Raw genomic sequence first — 19,277 nt, 5'->3', positions numbered from 1 at the left:
AGATAGGTGCTCTGCCTCCAAACCTAATGTCTGGTCAGCGTGAACTCTACGAGGCAAGACGACTACTGGCTTCGGGTATCGCGCACCTAGGAGAAAAGCGTTATTAGCAACACTTGTACGAACTGAAGCAAGAAGACGCATTTCCCGCTTCAGTAAAATTTTCAGCGAAGGAGACGTTCAAGCAAGTTGCAGCGAATGTCTGCTTCGAGCCCAAACCAGCAGATTGCTGCACCTGCTTCGAATGTCAGCTTCCGGATTGTTGCCCAGGGTGAAGAGACAGGCTATCTCGAAGGTGCAGCGGGCTTCATCAAAGTCCGCCCGACAAAGTTGCAGCGCTATTGAAGTGCGTTAGTCAATGCAGAGACCAGCGCGTTCGGATCTTCCTCCATGCGGGGGAGGAGTACTGTTCTCACGGCGTCATTCAATGCCCTATCCGCTTGGGCAGCGGCTGGGTCATCGTGATCAACGAAGACTTCGAATGCTTCAGTGGCGGTTAAGACTGCGCCTGGCACATGCGCCACGCCCTGCAGCAATGCGCTAATGCCCAAATGTTCCACTTGGTTGCTATTGGTAGGGGGGCCGACGAATGCGGGATTGAACCCGTCAACTCCCCAAACCTGGCTCGCGGTAAGGCCTTCGCCGGTTGCGTATTGATGGATGTGCGGCACGCTAAAGTGGCCGATGTAGCCGTGGCTCCACAGGGGGCGGTGCGTTAAGGGATTGTGTCTGCTTGTGCCTGATAACAGAGCTTGCCAGATCAACAGAGTGGCCTGCCCCTCCGTCTGGGCATGGCGTTCGCGCTCTGCCCGCGCACTCTCTGGCAGCGTTTCGACATAGTTACGCGAAAGCGGCAGTAGCGCCAATGCGCCTTCCAATGCATTAGGCCTGCGCTCAAGAAAAGCCGCGTAAGCATCAGATAGAAGTGCGACGTGAATTGCTCCGGCATCCGATGCCATTGCTTCGGTGAGTGTGTATACAGTCCAGCCCGCCTCACGAAGCGCTGGCGTGCTCACATCCCAAAGCGTCGGCGGCAAGGCTTGACCGCGATCCGCGCTGAATGCCGACAATACCTCTATGGCATCGGCATACGCGCTCAGTGTAGCCGCGTCGACCTTGTCTGCTTCCAGCCGAGCCAGGTGGTCATTGACACCAAGATCGCTTAGCTGACCGGTCGGGTGAAGGCCGACCGCCAGAAGGCGTTGCTCCAACTCTGATGCGTTCAGGAGCGCCGGTTCAGGCGGTGCTGTCCCCGCCGAATCCCTGAGTGTTTCAATCCTTAACAGAGGGCGAGATACAAGCCACGTCATACCCGCCACGATAAGAAGCGCAGCCGCTAGACAAAGAAACGCTGACCGCTTCATGAAGTCTCCGACCTGCACCACGTTTTTGCAAAAGACGGCACGCGTCTTGTCCTATTCCTGCGCCAGATAATCTTCAAAACCCTTCACCGCGCCGTCAATGATCGTACAGTTTCCTGCTGCGCGTATTGTTGGGTCGTCCCAATACACATTCCAGAAAACGACGATACTTTGATCGTTCAAAATGCCCGGAAACACGGAAATCGCGGCGTTTGGCAGGTCAGCATATTCGGGTACCTCCCACAAATAGTCGTGGCACAGTTGGAGCGCGTCAGTCGTTTGACGATCAAATGCGTGGGCAGACGATACAAAGCCAATCGCCAAAATCGTTGCTGTGATCAGGGCCTTCATTGGACTCTCCATTTGCTTAAGCGGTCTTCAATTCTCGACACTATGCAAGCTGCCGTCCGGCATCAAATACGGTAGCCTTAGATCCGAGACGCACGAGCCATCGATGCCTGCCCCGGGGTTTTCCAGAAACGCTTCGCCAATATCGCGGGCGCATTGGCTGAACACAAGAGCCCCGTGCCCGGTTTCCGGGAACAGGAACAATTGACTGTTGGGCAAAGTATCTGCCGCTAGCCTACCCCAGGAAGATGCAGTCTGTGTGTCAATCTCGCCAGACAGGACCAATACCGCGATGTCGGAAAATACGGGTTCAAGGTAGTTGTCTCGAGATACCGGTGTGAACTCGCTGCAATCTGCAAATAGGCTCGGTATTTCAGCTAGAGCCGCCGTCATCAAAGGACCGTAGCCCAACTCTGCTACTAAAGCGCCAAACCCCGCCGCTGAGTTGAAACCGTCCACAAAATCTTCCTGACATGCGTAAAGCAAGAGCTCGAACTCACCCTCCATAATGGTTTGCAAAGCTGCGTTATCTGTTGCGATCAAGCTGAAAACGCGTTTGACATCTTCGGGGCCGAGCAAAGCGATCAATGAGGCCAACCGTCCTGCTGTCGCTTCATTGAAATGGGCGCGGACTAGGTCCAGCAACGCTCCAGCACGCGGCGTTTCAAACCGGAGGTTTAGATAGTCTTGCGCAAACGCCAAGCGATCCGCCCGATCAGGCAACCCGGCCAGAGCATCTTCAAGAGCATCGTCAAAGAACTCTCCCAAGGAAGCCGGTTCTAGATCACTGTCGCGATCCGCTTCAAGTTGCTCCAAAGCCGAGGACGCAGTGTCGGAAGCAATTTCCATTTGCGACATGGCGTTAGTTGCAGCTTGCGCCAGAACCTTTTGATCGGCGCTCAGGTCCAACGAACCCGCCAACAACGCTTCTGCGGAGGGCTGGGGTGGAAGGTCACCGTTGATGATTTGCGTGATGAGGTCGACCGTTCCGTCCTCAAGCTCACTGACCAGTGCGGGTGCGTAAGTTGTGAAGCCGCGGATCGTTGGGTCGGACCAATCGTTTCTGCCGGAAAAAATGCTGAAAAGCACTTGCCCGGAAATCTCGATCCCCGCAGCCTCCAATGGACGTGCCTCTAACTCTTCAAGGAGGTCAAAATACCGCTGCGTTATATCGGGATACGCCTCCGCACAGATAAGATCGTCTTCACAAGGTGCGAACGTATTGAAGATGGCCTCGGTGTGTGGGGCGAACAGAGTGTCATAAAGCGCGATTTGGGGTGGCGCGACACTGTCCAAAACGACCGAACGCACGCCTTCGGGCACAGAGCGCATGACTTCTAGCGCGAGCTTAGTGCCATATGAAACGCCATAAATATTGTACTCAGGGTAACCAAGAGCCGACATTACGGCTCGCACATCTAAAGCATTTTGGGTTGTGTTGAACTGCGGAAGATCGAAGCCTCGTTCGGTCAATTCAGAAATGCAGTCGCGAACAAGCGTCGCCTCCAGTTGAGGTAGGTCAGCACCGCCCAACTGATCGACGATTGGCTCCAGATTTTCCGCCAGAGTCCCGAAGCAATCCATATCCGGGGCGCTTGCATCGACGCCGCGTTGATCGAACGCCACGACGTCCCTTCGCCCCCGCAGATGGTCAAAAAAGAGGCTGAGCGAGCGCACAGATTCAACTGAACCGCCTCCCGGTCCCCCGTGAAGATAGACAACCGGGTCTGCCAGGGGTGCCAGCGAATGAGCCTTGAAAACGATGAAGCTGAGGTCCAGGGTCTTGCTTTCAGCATCTCTGTGATCCTCAGGTACTGCCACAATACCGCAGATTACAGTTTCTCCGTCAATCTCATCGGGGACGACGGGGCGCGTGCATGGCGTGACTTCGACCGGATAGCGCGTATCTGCTCCACCCGCGAATTGAGCTTCCAAAGCCGTCGGATCAGAAGGTTCTCCAAGCAAAGCAGATAGGACGGCAAGTATTTGTTCGGGAGTCATGGTTACACCGCATAAAGCTGTTGATTTTTCTATAACCCTAGATCAGTGGACCGCATTTGCGAACCGATTGAAAGTTGTCATTCCGTAGCTTCAAATCCAAACACTACGGATTGAGAGGTTTTGTCAGAGCATCTTCGCAAAGGGCACCACCTGTAGAATCCGGACATCGAAAACTAAACAACCAACGACAGCTTTGTCCGCAACTCGGACAGTAGGCCAAAGAAAACGAATGACTGCAAACGCCCAAAGCCGACGCTCATGCACCTCGCAGCGAATGGCTGCTCTGAGCCCAATGCGGTCATTGAATACTCAAGAAATCGGGACAACTGAGGAATATTATACCGCAAGAAACATGGCAATTTCCCACGACCTTCGGCGGTCAAAATTTGGTGCCAACAGATGGCTATGGTCTTTGGCGCTCATGGGCGTTCTATGGGCTCAAGACTTTGAAGACGGCTTGTTTGTCCAGAAATCAAGCAACATCTTCGCTATCTCGGTCTGGTGGTGGGCATAGACCACCACGTCGAGCTTTTCCTGGCCCAATTGGTTGCGTAGGGAGATTAGCTCGCCGCTTTCAATTTCCTTGTGCACCATGCTGAACGGCAGCCAACCAACACCGAGACCGTTCAGGATCATTTCCTTTGCTCCACTTGAAAAGGCCGTCTGGCAAACGGGGTTTTTGCTAAAATCGGCGGTTCCGAACGGGAGTTTGCTCTTGTTCAATGCTTCGCCGAAGTAGCTATTTTCGGGATAGACGACGGCCGGCATATCCAAAGGCACGTCAACGTTTCCACGCACTGCATACCGCAATCCGCCACCGATGACCGGAATGAGGTAGTCGTGACCCCAAGTTCCGCGACGAATGCCTGCTCCGAACGGCATTGGGGCGACGGTTTGCGCCTCATAGCATAGCAGTATGTTGGTATCGCCGCGCAAGAACAGTGTGACACAATCGTTCAGATTGGCAGTTCTGAGACGAAAACGGAGCCCCTTGAACGTGGCACGTGCACGCAGTGCCATATCAGGGAAGGTGGAGACGACCGATGCGTGTGTCGCGGCGATAGTCACGATCGAAACGGTTGGACAATGTTGCGCAATTTTTGTGCGCAGGTCATTTAGCCTTGCGATCAAAGAGCGTATTTCGGCTTCGTTCGAGGCCAGTGCCGGACTGATCTCGACCCGGTTCGATTTGCGATCGAGAACTTCAATCCCTAGCCACTCCTCAAAACTGCGAATACGCCTTGAGAATGCTGGTTGTGTTATGTTTCTGCGGGCCGCGGCCCGCGTCATGTTCCGCTCTTCTAGAAGGGCCAGAACATCATCAAACCACAGCATATTCATCCGCACCTCCCTTGCACCCAAAGAAAATGTATTAGCAGCCTGCAAAAAATGCACTGTTTTTCCTCTTTTCCTTTTGAAAGTGTTTGTCTGTAGGCAAAAGCAGGGAGAGTGTGGTGGCTGAGACAATTCAGATGACCGGTGGTGACGCGATGGTCGCGCCGGAGTTGGTTTTGAGCTTGTGCAAGGAGCTATCGCTGACGCTGGCGAAATTTCCCCGGGTATCGCTTGGCCATCTTCCTACGCCTTTGGAGCCGATGGATCGCCTGAGCAAGGTTTTAGGTGGTCCGCGTTTATGGGTCAAACGAGATGATTGCACCGGCCTTTCGTCGGGTGGGAACAAGACCCGTAAGCTGGAATTTCTGATGGCTGACGCAGTCCAGAAAGGCGCGGATACAATCATCACGCAGGGGGCGACGCAATCCAATCACGCGCGTCAAACAGCAGCGGCGGCCGCAAAACTTGGCATCTCGTGCCACATCCTGCTTGAGGATCGCACGGGTTCCAATGACCCGAACTATATTCTGAATGGAAATGTCCTGTTGGATCGACTGCATGGCGCCAGTGTGTCCAAGCGTCCCGGTGGGGCGGATATGAACGCCGAGATGGAAGCCTGCGCCGCGCAGATGAAGACAGAAGGGCAAAAACCCTACATCATCCCGGGCGGTGGATCGAACCCAATCGGGGCCTTGGGCTACGTAAATTGCGCGCGCGAGTTATGCGAACAGGCCGCCAATGCCGGATTGAAAATTGACGCGCTGGTACATGCGACCGGCAGCTCGGGTACGCAAGCTGGATTGGTCGCCGGGCTTGCCGCCCTAGAAAGTGACATTCACCTTTTGGGCATCGGTGTGCGTGCCCCGCAAGACAAACAGGAAAGTATGGTTCATGATCTGGCAGTGCGAACTGTCGAGTATATGGAGACGGGTACGCCCATTGCGCGCGAAAAAGTGCGCGCAAATTGCGACTACGTTGGTGCAGGATATGGTCTTCCCACTGAAGGGATGATTGACGCGCTTAAGTTACTGGCCCGCACCGAAGGGCTTCTGTTCGACCCGGTCTATTCGGGTAAAGGGTTGGATGGTCTCATCGACCAAATCCGCAAGGGCTATTTCGACGGCATGGACAATGTCGTCTTTCTGCATACGGGCGGAAGTGCAGCCCTGTTTGGGTATCCCGAAACTCTTGAACTTCCCGGCTACGTGGCCTGAAACCTACAACAAACCAACAAGGAGATATCAAATGAAACTAAAAAAATACTTGATCAGCGCGGCTTTGGTTTCAGCTCTCGGTGCGCCACTCGCCGCTGAAGAGGTTAAGATCGGCGTTCCTACTTGGACTGGAGCACAGGCCATTGCCCATGTCTTGGGTGAGATCGTGACCAACCGCATTGGCGGCACGGTGGAGTATGTACCCGGTAACAATGCCACGATTTTTCAAGCGATGGATCAGGGGAAGGGTGATATCGATGTTCACCCAGATGTATGGTTGCCAAATCAGGAAGCGTTCACCAAGCAATATGTTGATGGTGCCGGCACAGTGACGTTGTCATCGAACCCCTATCAGGGCAATCAGGGTTTCTGCGTCTCCAAGGACTTTGCCGCAGAGATGAATATCACCGACATCGCGGATCTCGGACGCCCCGATGTGGCGGCAGCGATGGACAGCGATGGCAATGGTAAGGGTGAGATGTGGATCGGTGCACCCGGCTGGGCCTCAGCCAATGTGAACGAGGTGAAGGTGCGCGACTATGGCCTGTTGGACTTTATAGATCCGATCCGGGCTGAAGAAGCGGTAAAGACCGCGCGCATTAAGGACAGCATCGCCAAAAACGAAGGATACGCCTTCTACTGCTATGAGCCGCATGCTGTCTGGTACATGTTCGACGTGGTGATGCTAACCGAACCGACTTATGACCCTGAAAAATACGTCATGGTGCAGCCTTCCGACGATCCTGATTGGTATAACAAGTCGATGGTTGCCAGCAAGGACGCCCTGAAGGAAGTGCAGATCGCCTGGTCAAACTCGCTTGGGGATCGCTCGCCGGCGATTACGGAGTTCTTCGCAAACTTCTCCCTTACCGCCGATGACGTGAGTTCGCTGGCCTTCGAGATCAGTGCCAATGGGCGCGATGCTGAGGAAGTTGCGGCCGAATGGGTTAACGCAAATTCCGAGCGCGTGGATTCAATGCTGGGTCTCTGAGTCAGAAAAAAACAACGGGCAGCGCCTAGCGGTGCCGCCCCATTTGAATGCACGCGCGGGTAGGCGGATGAGCGACGAGACTGTAATCGAAATTTCCAACATCTGGAAAATCTTCGGGGCAAAACCTGAAACTGCTCTGGAAGCCATTCGTGCGCGAGGCCTGAGCAAGGCTGAAGTGCTTGCTGAGTTCAATGCCGTGGTGGGCGTGGCCGATGTCAGCCTCAGCGTCAAACGCGGTGAGATCTTCTGTATCATGGGGCTCTCAGGAAGCGGCAAATCCACACTCGTGCGCCACTTCAATCGTCTGCTCGAACCAACGGCCGGCAAGATCGAGATCGAGGGCACGGACGTCATGGCGCTCGGCACAAAGGAACTTCAGGTTTTCCGCAACCGGAAAATCGGGATGGTGTTCCAGAATTTTGCGCTGATGCCCCACCGTTCGGTCCTTGATAACGTGGCAATGCCCCTGGAAATCCGCCAGGTGGCCAAGAACGAGCGTATGCGGCAGGCGGCCGCGATTCTCGACATTGTCGAATTGGGGGCGTGGGGCGCGAAATTCGCTCACGAACTCTCTGGCGGTATGCAGCAACGTGTAGGGCTTGCCCGTGCGCTCGCGGCCAACCCCGATGTTCTATTAATGGATGAACCATTCTCCGCACTTGATCCCCTAATACGGCGGCAGTTGCAGGATGAGTTCATCCGGCTGTCTAAAATCCTCAAAAAGACCACGATCTTCATCACCCATGACCTGGATGAGGCCGTCCGCATCGGAGACCGAATTGCGATCATGCGTGACGGCAAGATGGTGCAGATCGGCTCGGCTGAGGACATTGTCATGCATCCCGCAGATGACTACGTTTCTGACTTCGTGGCCGGGATATCGCGCCTGAAAGTGGTGCATGCTCATGCGGCGATGCAGTCCTTGGACAGCTACCTCGCCACGCACGGCCCACTGCCGGCTGACATTGATCGGGTAGACCACAATGAGACACTTTCCGCTTTAATTACGCGAGCCATCGACGATGAACGGCCGGTTCTGGTGTCCGATGGCGGCGAGGACAGAGGTGTCATCACACGCGCAGATTTGTTGCGCACCGTGATTGAAGGGACGGAAATGTCATGAACGAAGATCTTGGTGTGAACCCCCTTGAAGATACAGAAAGCGAAGCTGCACAGGCCTATGCCGAGGAGCGCCGGGAGAATATCCGCACCTTTGTACGTACGAGCCCCGACTACTACATCCGCAACTTCGACAAGATCGGGGCGTCCGCGCGCTTTACGGCAACCTTCAACGCAATGGCCGGGCTTTTTGGTCCGATCTGGTTCGGCGCACGCGGGCTTTGGTCATGGGCGTTGGCCTTTCTTGTCGTCGAGGCAATCGGCTTTGTGCAGATCGCGCGGGGCCTATTCGGAGATCTGGGAGCGGACGCGCTGGCCCGTGTGACCTCGATCGAAGGTACGCTCGATTTGCGCTACCGGCAGCTCGCGGCAGCGCAGGAGAGCGGCTCGGATCGAGCCGCGGCCATCCAGCGCCAGATCGAAGGACTGGAGGCCAATATTGAAGGCTTCCGCGCCGAGGCAGAGATGCTCGCCGCGCAAGGCCCGTCGATTGCACTCACCGGTGTTGTCATCTTGCTTGTGGCTAAGCTCATACAGGCCGTAGCCGCCAACTGGGCACTGGAGGCCCGGTTTTCTGACTGGCTCTCAGATCGCACAATTCGCTCTGGCATGCCGGTCAGTCAGATTGTCTTCAGCGCGGGTTTCATGGTCTTGCTGGTCGCGACCGCAATGATTCACTACAGCTTCCCGGGCCGTTTTTCATTTCTTAGCGAATTTCCGACGGATAATTCAATCCGCCTGGCCAGTATTGACACCGTAGAGGGTTTTATCGCCTGGTGCGTCGCCAACAGTGTGGCCTTCTTTGACGGGCTGACCGCGGCAATTCGCTGGTTGCTGGATGCCATGGAGGTTGCGTTGGTTCAGACCCCTTGGATAGTGGTGGCCGCGCTGATCGTTCTGTTGACCTGGCTCACGGCTGGGTTGCGTATGGCAATTTGGTCTGGTGCCTTTCTGGCCTACATGGGACTTCTCGGCTTCTGGGAAAAAGCTATGACCACTTTGGCGCTTCTCGGCACCGCGGCGCTACTTTCCATCGTGATTGGCATTCCTCTGGGCATGTTCTCTGCGCGCCGACCGCGCTTCTACGCTGTCATCCAGCCGATTATGGATTTCATGCAGACCATGCCTGCATTTGTCTTCATGGTGCCTGTGATTGCCTTTTTCGGGGTTGGCAAGCCAGCGGCAGTTATTGTCACTATGATCTTCGGTGGGACACCCGTGGTACGCCTTACCGTTTTGGGTCTGCGTGGTGTTCCTGAAAGCGTGCGCGAAGCCGCGATCAGTTTTGGCGCCAACAAATGGTACCTTCTCACCAAGGTCGATCTGCCGCTCGCCAGCCCCTCTATTCGCGCCGGTATCAACCAGACAATCATGCTGTCACTGGCTATGGTCGTGGTGGCCTCGCTTATTGGCGCGAAGGGACTGGGCGAAGACGTCCTCGAGGCGCTGCAATACGCCAATGTGGGCCAGGGTATCCTCGCAGGCTTTGCCATTCTCTTCTGCGCGATGATTCTTGACCGGATCGTTCAAGGTCAGCGAAAGTGACTCCCCTTGTACTTGTTCATGGTTTCATGGGTGGTAGCGCACAATGGGATGGGTGTCGCGATACCCTGCACCAGCATGCTGATGTGATTGCAATCGACCTGCCCGGGTTCGGAGTAAATGCCCATCTGCCACCAATTGACAGTATTGGCGGATATGCGGATTGGGTCGTCCGGCACCTCCGTGGCCTTGGAGTGGAGGAGTATCATCTGCTCGGTCACTCCATGGGTGGCATGATCGCTCAGGAAATTGCCGTTCGCGAAGGTGAAAGGATTGACCGTCTTGTGCTTTACGCAACTGGCGCGGCCGGTGTCTTGCCGGGGCGGTTCGAGACAATTGAGCACAGTAAAAAGCGCGCTGCGGAAAGCGGCCCGGCGGCCACCGCACGTCGGATCGCAGCGACTTGGTTTCTGGATTGCGAAGCTGCGCCAGGATATGAACACTGCGCCGGGATCGCCACTCAAGCTAAGCTGGCCGCCATAAATGCTGGGCTTGAAGCGATGCAATCCTGGTCAGGAGAGCAGAACCTTAGCCGAATCCGGCGGGAAACACTTGTGCTTTGGGGCGATCGAGATCGGACCTATCCGTGGAGCCAAATTCAAATGCTATGGGAGGCGATCCCCAATACATCGTTAGGAGTTGTTCCGGGCTGCGCTCACGCGCTACATGCCGAGAAACCTGACTTATTCCTACGTTTAATCTCCGACTTTTTGGACCGCTGAGCAATGCAAACAACTTGGACTTTTGCTGGGCGGCAGCCGATGTCAGCTTTGTCCGCGCAGCAGACATCGGGCTGAAATCACTGAACGTCTGCACCGAGCCCAAAGACGACATAGATACAGATTTTGAGAGCTGCGTTCTTCGCTCAGGGCGAAAACCTGACTTTAGCAGCAATCGCAAAAACTTGCGTTGACTTTGACTGGTTTTGGGTTCCGAGTGAAATTAGAAACAGCTTACAGGACTATGGGAAGCTCAAGCGTAATGCTCGCTCCTCTTTCGACTTGGTTGATTTCGATCATTCCTCCGTGGCGCTCTGCCACTGCAGAGACGATGGACAACCCCAATCCGCTGCCACCGGAATGTTCCAATTGAGAAAATCGATTGAATGCCGCTTCGCTTTGGTTTGGCGAAAGGCCAGCACCATCATCGGTCACAGTTAGGTTGACGTATTTGCCGTCACACCGCAGCGCCACTGAAATTTGGCTCAACATTGTGCCACCGTGTTTGCCTGCGTTGTCCAACAGGTTCTTTATAGCCTCAATCAGAAAGACCCGATCACCGATTACCGGGACTGCCGTCTCAGGTATCGTGACATCGAACTCGATACCCTTTGCTAGGATTTGAACTCCCATCTCCGCGCAGGCCTCTTCCACGACCGAGCGGAAGTCAATTTTTTCCATTTGGTCTTGGTGCGTCGGCTGCCTGAGCCTTTCAAGTGATAACAGCTGTTCCGCCACAGTCGCTGAGTTTTTTGCAGCCGCCACAAGCTCTGAGATACGTTTTTCTCGGTCGTCATCCGTTTTCGCGTCCTGCAGAGCTTCGGCCATCGACTGAACAGCCGCCGCCGGGTTTCGCAGCTGATGTGCTGCTTCGGAAATAAACACTTGATGGGCGTTGATGCTTTTTTCCACCTGACCAAAAAGCCGGTTCAGGGTTCTAACAACACCCTGAACTTCGATCGGGACAGGGCGCTTAATCTCACTCAGGTCATCTGGTGAACGCAGGTCAATTGCGTCCTGCAAATCCAGCAAAGGTCTCAGCCCACGAGCGACGCCGAACCACACCACAATGGCGAGGGTGGCCAGCAGAATTCCCATTAGAATTCCTGCGCGGATTGACAATTCATTCGCGAAAGCGTTGCGATCCGCCATACGTTGCCAGACTGTAACCGTCGCATCTCCGATTAGATTTTCAATGGTCACGCGTTCCGTCATCTTAAGAACGCGCACTGGTTCTTGGCGGTAGAGCGCTTCGAAAAACTGCGGCTTGTACACGTCTTGATCAGACGGGTTGGTGGCGGCCGGAGGGTAGGCATAGCCTGTCACATAGATGCCGCCGGGGCCCGTTACGTGGTAAAAAATCTCTCCACCTGATGCGTCACGGATCATGCTGCGTGTCGTTGGTGACAGCGCATCACCTCCCGAAATCGCAACATCTCGCGATATTGCGAGACCAGCAGATAACAGGCTGTCATCGAACAATTCCTGAGCCGTTTTCTGCGCAATCATAAAACGCCAAAGACCAAGCAGAGCAGCAATTAGCACCAAAGGGGTTAGGATAAGAATGAAAAGTCTTAACCTGAGCGAGCTGTGATTGATCACTTCTGCACCTCAAGCAGATACCCCAGACCACGGGCTGTCTTAATCCTAATACCGAGATCTTGAAGACGTTTTCTCAGCCGCGATACATGAGGCTCGACGGCTGAGGCCTCGACATCGGCACCCACGCCGTAGACGTAATCCGTTAGTTGGCTTTTGGGAACAATTCTGCCCCTGCGTTCCAACAGGCACTCAAGCACCGCTATTTCCCGCCGCGGAATATCCATAACCTTGCCCTGTACACTTACCTGACGGGCAGCGCGGTCGAAATCCAGGGCGCCGATGCTCTCTTTTGCTCCGTAGTCGAGTTCCTTGCGTCGAGAAAGCGCCCGGATACGTGCTTCCAACTCGTCCATTTCGAATGGCTTAACCAGATAGTCATCGGCGCCCATGTCCAACCCCGAAACCCGGTCGCTTGTTTCGGCACGTGCCGTAAGCAAGATCACCGGTACGCCGTCACCACGATTGCGAAGAGATTTCAGGATCTCCAGTCCCGACTGTCCAGGCAAATTGATGTCCAGAACAACTAAGTCTGCGCCCTCTTGCGCAAGATACAAGTCAGCCTCATCGCCATCCAAAAGCACTTCTGCTGCATGACCCCGGTCACGTAGGCGATAGGCAATAGCTTTGGCGAGGGTCTCGTTGTCTTCGACGATGACGATCCGCATCGGGTCTCCTGCAAGTTTCGCGCAAGGTTGGCACTCCATGATTGCCAGATGGGAGGGGGAATCAACCCCACAGTTCTATTTGCGATCACGGTAGCGCGGAGGGCGTTGACGTGGTTGTCTGGTCAACAGGGAGGAACCAATGACCATTTCCAACTTCACCCGCCGCGCCGTCGTGGGGCTGATCGCCGCCGCCGGTATCGCCGCACCTGCCGCAGCCGAGGTTGATTTCTCGGGTAAGACTGTGGAATGGGTCATCCCGTTCTCGGAAACCGGCGGGTCTGCCAAATGGGCCAACTTCTTTGCACCGCTTCTGTCCGAAGCGCTGCCGGGTCAACCGACCGTAGTGGTGAAATTCATGCCGGGCGCTGGTTCGACCAAGGGCGCAAACTGGTTCCAGGAGCAGAGCCATGACGACGGTACGCTGCTGTTTGGCACCTCCGGTTCAACTCAATTCCCATATCTGCTGAGCGATCCGCGGGTACGCTATGAATACAACGACTGGATTCCAGTTATGGCGTCGGGAACCGGTGGTGTTGCCTATCTGAACGCCGAAGATGGAGCAAAGTTTGATGGCTCCGCGAACGCTCTGAAAGACACCAACTTCATTTATGGTTCGCAGGGCGCGACACGCCTCGACCTTGTGCCGCTGCTGGCCTGGCAAATGCTGGGTATGAATGTTGAGCCTGTCTTTGGTATTAAAGGCCGTGGCGATGGTCGTCTGATGTTCGAGCGCGGCGAAGCAAACATCGATTATCAGACCTCGTCCGGCTATCTGGGTGGATCGGCGCCTCTGGTTGAATCCGGTCAGGCTGTGCCGATGATGACCTGGGGCGCTCTGGATGCGGACGGCAATATCGTCCGTGATCCGACCTTCCCGGACATTCCGACATTCAAGGAAGTATGTGAAGCCACCGATGGTTGTGAAACCAGCGGTGAGGCATGGGATGCGTGGAAAGCGTTCTTTGTAGCCGGGTTCCCGGTTCAGAAGCTGGCCTTCCTGCCGGGTGATACACCTCAGGAAGTGGTCGACGCATACACAGTTGCGTTCCAGGCTGTGACCGAGCGCGGCGACTTTGCCGACATCTCCTCGAAGCGCGTGGGCAAATACCCAGTGTTCGTAGGTGACGGCTCTAAAGCGGCACTGCAAACCGCGACAAACGTGGACGACAACGCCAAAGCCTACGTTCTGAACTGGCTCAAAGAAGCCTATGGTGTCGAGCTGAACTAAGCCCAAACACCACCGCGCGTGCCCCAATGTCGGGCGCGCGCTTTTCCAAACACAAGACAATTTATGAAAGGCGGCCGCTATGGAGGTTTTCGCCACAGCTGTTCCTGCGCTCAGTGACGCGTGGGGTCTGATCCTGCAACCTATCGTTCTGGGGTACCTTGTTCTTGGTGTCGTTATGGGACTGGCCGTAGGTGTTTTCCCGGGGCTTGGCGGTATTGCTGGTCTGTCCCTGTTGCTGCCTTTCATGTTCGGCATGGACCCGATCCTTGGATTGGCGTTGATGATCGGAATGGTTGCCGTTGTTCCGACCTCTGACACCTTCGCATCAGTTCTTATGGGCATCCCCGGTAGCTCTGCCTCGCAGGCTACGGTGCTGGACGGCTTCCCGATGGCGAAAAAGGGCGAGGCCGCGCGGGCATTGTCAGCGGCCTTTGCTTCATCGCTGTTTGGCGGTTTGGTCGGCGCAACTTTTCTGACCATGTTCATCTTGGTCGCGCGGCCCATCGTTCTGGCATTCGGTCTGCCCGAGATGCTGATGATCACCATTCTTGGCTTGTCGATGGTCGCCATTCTAGCCGGACGTATCCCGCTTAAGGGTGTCGCCGCCGCTGGGCTGGGCCTGATGGTCGGCACCATTGGCGAGGCGGACGCAGGCGGTTCGCTGCGTATGGCGACTTATGACATTCCTTACCTGACCGATGGTCTGAAGTTGGTCATCGTTGGCTTGGGTATCTTTGCGGTGCCCGAAATCGTCTCGCTGTTGCGACAAGACCGATCCATTGCCAAGGGCGCTTCGCTAGGGGCTGGATGGCTTGATGGCGTCAAAGACTGGGCTGCGAACATCTGGTTGTCGGTCCGCTGTTCGATCATTGGCGTGGTTGTCGGTGTTATTCCCGGCCTTGGTGGCTCGGTTGTTGACTGGATCGCTTATGGCCATTCGGTTCAATCAACCAAAGACAAAAGCAACTTCGGCAAAGGCGAAGTGCGTGGCGTCATCGGGCCGGAAAGCTCGAACAACGCCAAGGAGGGCGGGGGGCTCGTCCCAACGCTGCTGTTTGGTATCCCCGGCTCGGGTTCCATGGCGATCTTTATCGGCGCTGTTGCACTGTTGGGATCCGGCGATATCGAGGTCGGTCCTAGCATGCTCAAGGATAATCTCGACATCACCTATTCAATTGTCTGGTTGCTGGCTCTCGCCAACGTGGTGGGGACTATCCTGTGTATTGCTGCCTCGGGTGGGATCGCCAAGCTGACGACAATCCGCTTCACCTATCTGGCGCCGTTTCTGTTCATGCTGATCAGCTTTGCGGCTTTCCAGTCCGGCCAAAACTTCGAAGACCTGCTGGCCCTGTTCGTCATCGGCCTGATCGGCATCTTCCTGCGTCGTTTCGACTGGTCGCGTCCGGCCTTTCTGATCGGGTTCGTTTTGTCGAACCCGGTTGAAAAGTTCACCAACCAGGCGTTTCAGATCGCCTCTTTCCGCTTCCGCAAAAGCTTTGGCGAAGGCATGGAGTACGTCTTCAGCCCAATCGTTATCGTACTGATCGTGGTCACCGTGGTTTCGGTCATTCTAGGCATTCGTCAAGCCAAGATGATCATGGCCGAAGGTGAGGTCAAATCCGGCAGCAAGCGCGCGCCGCTGATCTTTTTGCTGGTGATCATGGCCTATCTGATCGTGGCTTTGGTCAATGCCAACATGATCCCTGACTACAACATGACCGACAAGATCATCCCGCTGGTGATCGGCAGCGTGTCGCTGTTCTGCTGCGTCATTCTGTTGATCCAGATGATGCGGCGACCCGAGGGGGATGCAATCTTTGCCGACAAGGAAATTGCCGGCGAGGATGCAAGCGCGCCACATGGACTTTGGTCAACGCTCGCGTGGTTCGCAAGTCTGATCGCGGCCACCTGGGTTGTGGGGTTCATCCTCGCCCTGATCGGGTTCCTGATCGCCTTTCTCCGTATTCGCGCCGGGTCCAGCTGGCAGATGACTCTGATCCTGACCGCCTGCGGCATCGGGTTCATGTGCCTGATGGCGGGCGCTCTGAACCGAGATTTCCCGCCGGGTCTGCTGCAAGACATGGTGAACCTGCCATGGCCACTCAAGTAGGCGCTCCACGGATGCCCGGCCTGCCAATCTGGCGGGTCGGGCAGCGCTGAATTCAGAAATTTCAACGGTTTGTAAAGGAGGGTTCGCAATGACCCAGACAGCAATCCCATATGTTTTCATGCGCGGCGGCACTTCCCGAGGTCCTTATTTTCGACGCTCTGATCTGCCTGAAGATAGGGACAAGCTGGCTGATGTGCTGGTTGCTGCCCTCGGGGCCGGACAAGCGCTTAACATCGACGGGATCGGTGGTGGTAACGCAGTGACGACCAAAGTGGCGATGCTTTCGGTCAGCGAGGACGACTGGGCAGATATCGACTATTTCTTCGCGCAGGTTTCTGTTGATGAGAAGCTGGTCGATTTTAAACCCACTTGCGGAAACATCCTCTCAGGAGTTGGTCCAGCTGCGATTGAAATGGGATTGCTTCAGCCCAACGGCGATGAGACCGAAATCCGCATTCGCGCCGTCAATACAGGCGCTCGTGTCGTTGCCAAAGTGCAGACCCCGGGCGGTGAGTTGGTCTACGAGGGCGATGCGGAAATCGCGGGGGTTCCCGGTCATTCTGCACCCGTGCAACTGAGCTTTATGGGCGTTGTGGGCTCGGCAACAGGTTCATTTCTACCCACAGGAAATTTGCGCGATGCAGTGCAGGGGATCGAGCTGACTTGCATGGACGTCGCTATGCCGATGGCCATAGCCCGGGCTTCAGATTTCGGACTGACAGGATATGAAAGCGCTGAAGAGCTGAATGCCAACCGGGCTTTCTTTGACCGGATGGAGGCAGTACGGATCGAAGCCGGGGAACTGATGGGTATGGGGGACGTATCGAAATCGGTGACTCCCAAATTCGGCCTGATGGCACCCGCCAGAGAGGGTGGAACACTTGCGGTTCGGTATTTCATGCCATGGAAAACTCACCCGACAATGGCCGTTACGGGTGCGCAATGCATAGCATCTTGCGCTTTGACGCCAGGAACCGTCGCAGACGAGTTGCTTGATCGCCCGGATTTAAGCCCGGCTGAAGTTGTTTTGGAGCACGCCTCGGGCAAGATCGACGTTCTGGTGGACTTCTCGAACGACCAGGAGTTCAACGTGAATTCCGCAGGTCTGGTGCGAACCGCGCGCAAACTGGCAGATGGGCATGTTTATGTACCGGAATCTGTGTGGAACGATAGTTGAAAAGGCTGATCTCAAAAGGTATACTGTGGTATACATAGTGAGGATGTCCCGATGGACGACTATTCTGAATGCCTTGATATCGCGCTTCAGGAACTCAGGCTGGCGCAGTCGGCTTTGCGGAGGGACATTGCGGAATACCCGACACCGATTGCGGGGTGTGACGAGCAATTCAACCATTTGCTGGATCAACGCGAACGGGTTCGCAATGCGCTAGAAGCACTCGACACACGTCATTTTGTGCCTACGCCAAGAAAACTTAGCACCGAGTAGGGTATAGAAAGTCGATGAAAATACACATTCTGGATGACTGGTTTGACACACTGCAGGGCCTGCCCTGTTTTGAAAATCTATCTGGCCATGACGTGAAGGTCTGGACAGATCATGTCGATGATACCAGCGAATTGGCTGAACGCTTGCAGGAGGCTGTGGCGCTGGTGTTGTTTCGCGAACGCACCAAGATCACCCGCGATTTGGTTGAAAAGCTCCCAAACCTGAAGTTGATAAGTCAGCGCAGCGTATACCCGCATGTCGACGTGCAGGCATGCTCGGATAACGGAGTACTGCTGTGCTCGAACATGCACGGCGGGACGCCTTCATATGCCGCAGCTGAACTGACATGGGCGCTGATCATGGCGGGGATGCGCGATTTGCCTGCGCAGATGGCCTCGGTCAAAACCGGGCATTGGCAGGCCGGAGTTGGCAAGACCTTGAGGGGGAGGAAACTGGGGCTGTACGGATATGGCCGTATCGCCCGCGCTGTCGCTGGCTACGCCGAGGCGTTCGGGATGAATGTGGTCTGGTGGTCCTCGGACGAAGGTCGGGCGAGAGCGCATGCAGATGGCGTTCAGGTCGCCGCAAACCGCGAAGCGTTCTTTGCTCAAAGTGATGTTGTCTCAGTCCATGTTCGCCTGAAGCCAAACACACACGGCATCATCACCGCGTCAGATTTCGCGCAGATGCAACCTGGAGCACTGTTTGTGAATACATCACGTGCAGGCCTTATCGCAAAGGGTGCATTGCTTGAGGGGCTAAATGCCGGTCGCCCGGGCAAGGCCGCAATTGATGTCTTCGATACTGAGCCGCTCACCGACCCGAATGACCCTTTGCTATCGCACCCAAACCTGATTGCGACACCACATATAGGTTTTGTGACCGAGGACGAATTCGACCTGCAATTCTCAGACATTTTCGATCAGGTGAACGCTTATGCTGAAGGCGCTCCCATTCACATGATTAACCCCGAGGTTTTGACCAGCGCAGGATAAGGTTGGCTGCTATCGGCGCACCAATGATCACCAGCACAATCCTTGTTAGGTGGTGCGTAATCACAAAGCCCAGGTCCGCGCCCGAAACGATAGCCAGCACTGTCATCTCGGCCTGTCCGCCGGGGGCAAAGGCCAAGAAAGCCTCGACCGGCTGGCCGAGCCCCAACGTGGTGACAACGGCGGTGAAAGCGGCGGCCAAGATGGCAAGGACGATGACATAGGCGAAGCCCGCTGCAACCACCCGGCGGAGTTCGACCCAAGTGACGCCCACGAATTTCACACCGATCCCGCAGCCAATAAAGAATTGCGCTGCAAGTATGGCGGTCATTTAACGCAAATAATCCAAAGTCTGGTATCCGAAGGAGCGGCCGTTCGCGCCTAAACTTCCGAACCCATTTTGAGATGACGAACGGCTGCTGCCGTCCGTCAAACCGTCAGATGTCGATCTTCTCCGAGATGCTCAACGCGTCGTCGAGTTCGACCCCAAGGTACCTGACCGTGCTGTCAACCTTGGTGTGTCCAAGCAGGAGCTGGACGGCCCGAAGGTTGCCAGTCTTCCGATAGATCAGCGCAGCTTTTGTCCGCCGAAGAGAATGCGTTCCG

General features: G+C 55.5%; 18 protein-coding genes and 1 pseudogene. 11 read left to right on the top strand and 8 right to left on the bottom strand.

Features of this window, described 5'->3' with window-relative positions:
- Nucleotides 1-195 precede the first annotated feature (195 nt).
- Nucleotides 196-342, top strand: a complete 147-nt coding sequence (locus tag ALB80_RS22310) for a hypothetical protein (RefSeq protein WP_157054294.1) — start codon at nt 196-198, stop codon at nt 340-342.
- Here ALB80_RS22310 and ALB80_RS20495 read toward each other — a convergent pair.
- The 4 genes from ALB80_RS20495 to ALB80_RS20480 all read right to left on the bottom strand — a co-directional run bounded on the left by ALB80_RS20495 (nt 336) and on the right by ALB80_RS20480 (nt 5,102).
- Complete coding sequence (locus tag ALB80_RS20495) at nt 336-1,361, bottom strand: hypothetical protein (RefSeq protein WP_157054293.1); 1,026 nt, start codon at nt 1,359-1,361, stop codon at nt 336-338. The two genes, ALB80_RS22310 and ALB80_RS20495, sit on opposite strands and share 7 nt — an antisense overlap.
- 51 nt (nt 1,362-1,412) lie before the next feature.
- Nucleotides 1,413-1,709 carry a hypothetical protein gene (locus ALB80_RS20490; RefSeq protein WP_050605961.1) on the bottom strand — a complete coding sequence of 99 codons (297 nt, stop codon included), beginning with the start codon at nt 1,707-1,709 and terminating at the stop codon, nt 1,413-1,415.
- Nucleotides 1,710-1,736: 27 nt separating this feature from the next.
- On the bottom strand, nt 1,737-3,707 hold the full coding sequence (locus ALB80_RS20485) for an alpha/beta hydrolase (RefSeq protein WP_083445401.1): 1,971 nt from the start codon (nt 3,705-3,707) through the stop codon (nt 1,737-1,739).
- Nucleotides 3,708-4,145: 438 nt separating this feature from the next.
- Nucleotides 4,146-5,102: a LysR family transcriptional regulator gene (locus tag ALB80_RS20480; protein WP_253276936.1), complete on the bottom strand. Its 957-nt coding sequence runs from the start codon at nt 5,100-5,102 to the stop codon at nt 4,146-4,148.
- Between the two features lie 95 nt (nt 5,103-5,197).
- Here ALB80_RS20480 and ALB80_RS20475 point away from each other — a divergent pair, with 95 nt between their 5' ends.
- The 5 genes from ALB80_RS20475 to ALB80_RS20455 all read left to right on the top strand — a co-directional run bounded on the left by ALB80_RS20475 (nt 5,198) and on the right by ALB80_RS20455 (nt 10,630).
- A complete protein-coding gene (locus tag ALB80_RS20475) occupies nt 5,198-6,256 on the top strand; it encodes a D-cysteine desulfhydrase (RefSeq protein ID WP_050605985.1) in 1,059 nt (352 codons plus the stop codon).
- 31 nt (nt 6,257-6,287) lie between these two features.
- On the top strand, nt 6,288-7,247 hold the full coding sequence (locus ALB80_RS20470) for a glycine betaine ABC transporter substrate-binding protein (protein ID WP_050605958.1): 960 nt from the start codon (nt 6,288-6,290) through the stop codon (nt 7,245-7,247).
- A 67-nt stretch (nt 7,248-7,314) separates the two neighbouring features.
- The gene (locus ALB80_RS20465) at nt 7,315-8,370 is read left to right on the top strand and encodes a glycine betaine/L-proline ABC transporter ATP-binding protein (protein WP_050605957.1); all 1,056 of its coding nucleotides are present in this window, start codon (nt 7,315-7,317) and stop codon (nt 8,368-8,370) included.
- A complete protein-coding gene (locus ALB80_RS20460; RefSeq protein WP_050605956.1) occupies nt 8,367-9,911 on the top strand; it encodes an ABC transporter permease subunit in 1,545 nt (514 codons plus the stop codon). The genes ALB80_RS20465 and ALB80_RS20460 overlap by 4 nt, the downstream gene beginning before the upstream one ends.
- Nucleotides 9,908-10,630 carry an alpha/beta fold hydrolase gene (locus ALB80_RS20455; protein WP_050605955.1) on the top strand — a complete coding sequence of 241 codons (723 nt, stop codon included), beginning with the start codon at nt 9,908-9,910 and terminating at the stop codon, nt 10,628-10,630. The genes ALB80_RS20460 and ALB80_RS20455 overlap by 4 nt, the downstream gene beginning before the upstream one ends.
- Nucleotides 10,631-10,861: 231 nt before the next feature.
- Here the strand turns inward: ALB80_RS20455 and ALB80_RS20450 are convergent, their stop codons facing one another.
- Complete coding sequence (locus tag ALB80_RS20450; RefSeq protein WP_253276939.1) at nt 10,862-12,172, bottom strand: sensor histidine kinase; 1,311 nt, start codon at nt 12,170-12,172, stop codon at nt 10,862-10,864.
- 53 nt (nt 12,173-12,225) lie between these two features.
- On the bottom strand, nt 12,226-12,894 hold the full coding sequence (locus ALB80_RS20445; protein ID WP_050605954.1) for a response regulator transcription factor: 669 nt from the start codon (nt 12,892-12,894) through the stop codon (nt 12,226-12,228).
- 139 nt (nt 12,895-13,033) lie between these two features.
- Here ALB80_RS20445 and ALB80_RS20440 point away from each other — a divergent pair, with 139 nt between their 5' ends.
- The 5 genes from ALB80_RS20440 (at nt 13,034) to ALB80_RS20420 (ending at nt 18,674) form a co-directional block, all read left to right on the top strand.
- The gene (locus ALB80_RS20440) at nt 13,034-14,122 is read left to right on the top strand and encodes a tricarboxylate transporter (protein WP_050605953.1); all 1,089 of its coding nucleotides are present in this window, start codon (nt 13,034-13,036) and stop codon (nt 14,120-14,122) included.
- Between the two features lie 79 nt (nt 14,123-14,201).
- Nucleotides 14,202-16,232, top strand: a complete 2,031-nt coding sequence (locus ALB80_RS20435) for a tripartite tricarboxylate transporter permease (protein ID WP_050605952.1) — start codon at nt 14,202-14,204, stop codon at nt 16,230-16,232.
- Nucleotides 16,233-16,320: 88 nt separating this feature from the next.
- Complete coding sequence (locus ALB80_RS20430) at nt 16,321-17,409, top strand: 4-oxalomesaconate tautomerase (protein ID WP_050605951.1); 1,089 nt, start codon at nt 16,321-16,323, stop codon at nt 17,407-17,409.
- A 51-nt stretch (nt 17,410-17,460) separates the two neighbouring features.
- On the top strand, nt 17,461-17,679 hold the full coding sequence (locus ALB80_RS20425) for a hypothetical protein (protein WP_050605950.1): 219 nt from the start codon (nt 17,461-17,463) through the stop codon (nt 17,677-17,679).
- A 14-nt stretch (nt 17,680-17,693) separates the two neighbouring features.
- Complete coding sequence (locus tag ALB80_RS20420) at nt 17,694-18,674, top strand: D-2-hydroxyacid dehydrogenase family protein (RefSeq protein WP_050605949.1); 981 nt, start codon at nt 17,694-17,696, stop codon at nt 18,672-18,674.
- Here ALB80_RS20420 and ALB80_RS20415 read toward each other — a convergent pair.
- Both ALB80_RS20415 and ALB80_RS20410 read right to left on the bottom strand, forming a co-directional pair.
- Nucleotides 18,643-18,996, bottom strand: a pseudogene (locus tag ALB80_RS20415) (AbrB family transcriptional regulator); the annotation flags it as partial. The gene ALB80_RS20420 and the pseudogene ALB80_RS20415 overlap by 32 nt on opposite strands.
- Nucleotides 18,997-19,108: 112 nt before the next feature.
- The coding region (locus tag ALB80_RS20410; RefSeq protein ID WP_157054292.1) for a tyrosine-type recombinase/integrase at nt 19,109-19,277 on the bottom strand (169 nt) is incomplete at its 5' end.

Source organism: Ruegeria sp. 6PALISEP08 (assembly GCF_001238295.1).
In the GTDB taxonomy this organism is placed as follows: domain Bacteria; phylum Pseudomonadota; class Alphaproteobacteria; order Rhodobacterales; family Rhodobacteraceae; genus Ruegeria.
Note: the sequence above shows the minus strand (reverse complement) of the source record. Positions and strands in the feature narration are given on the sequence as shown.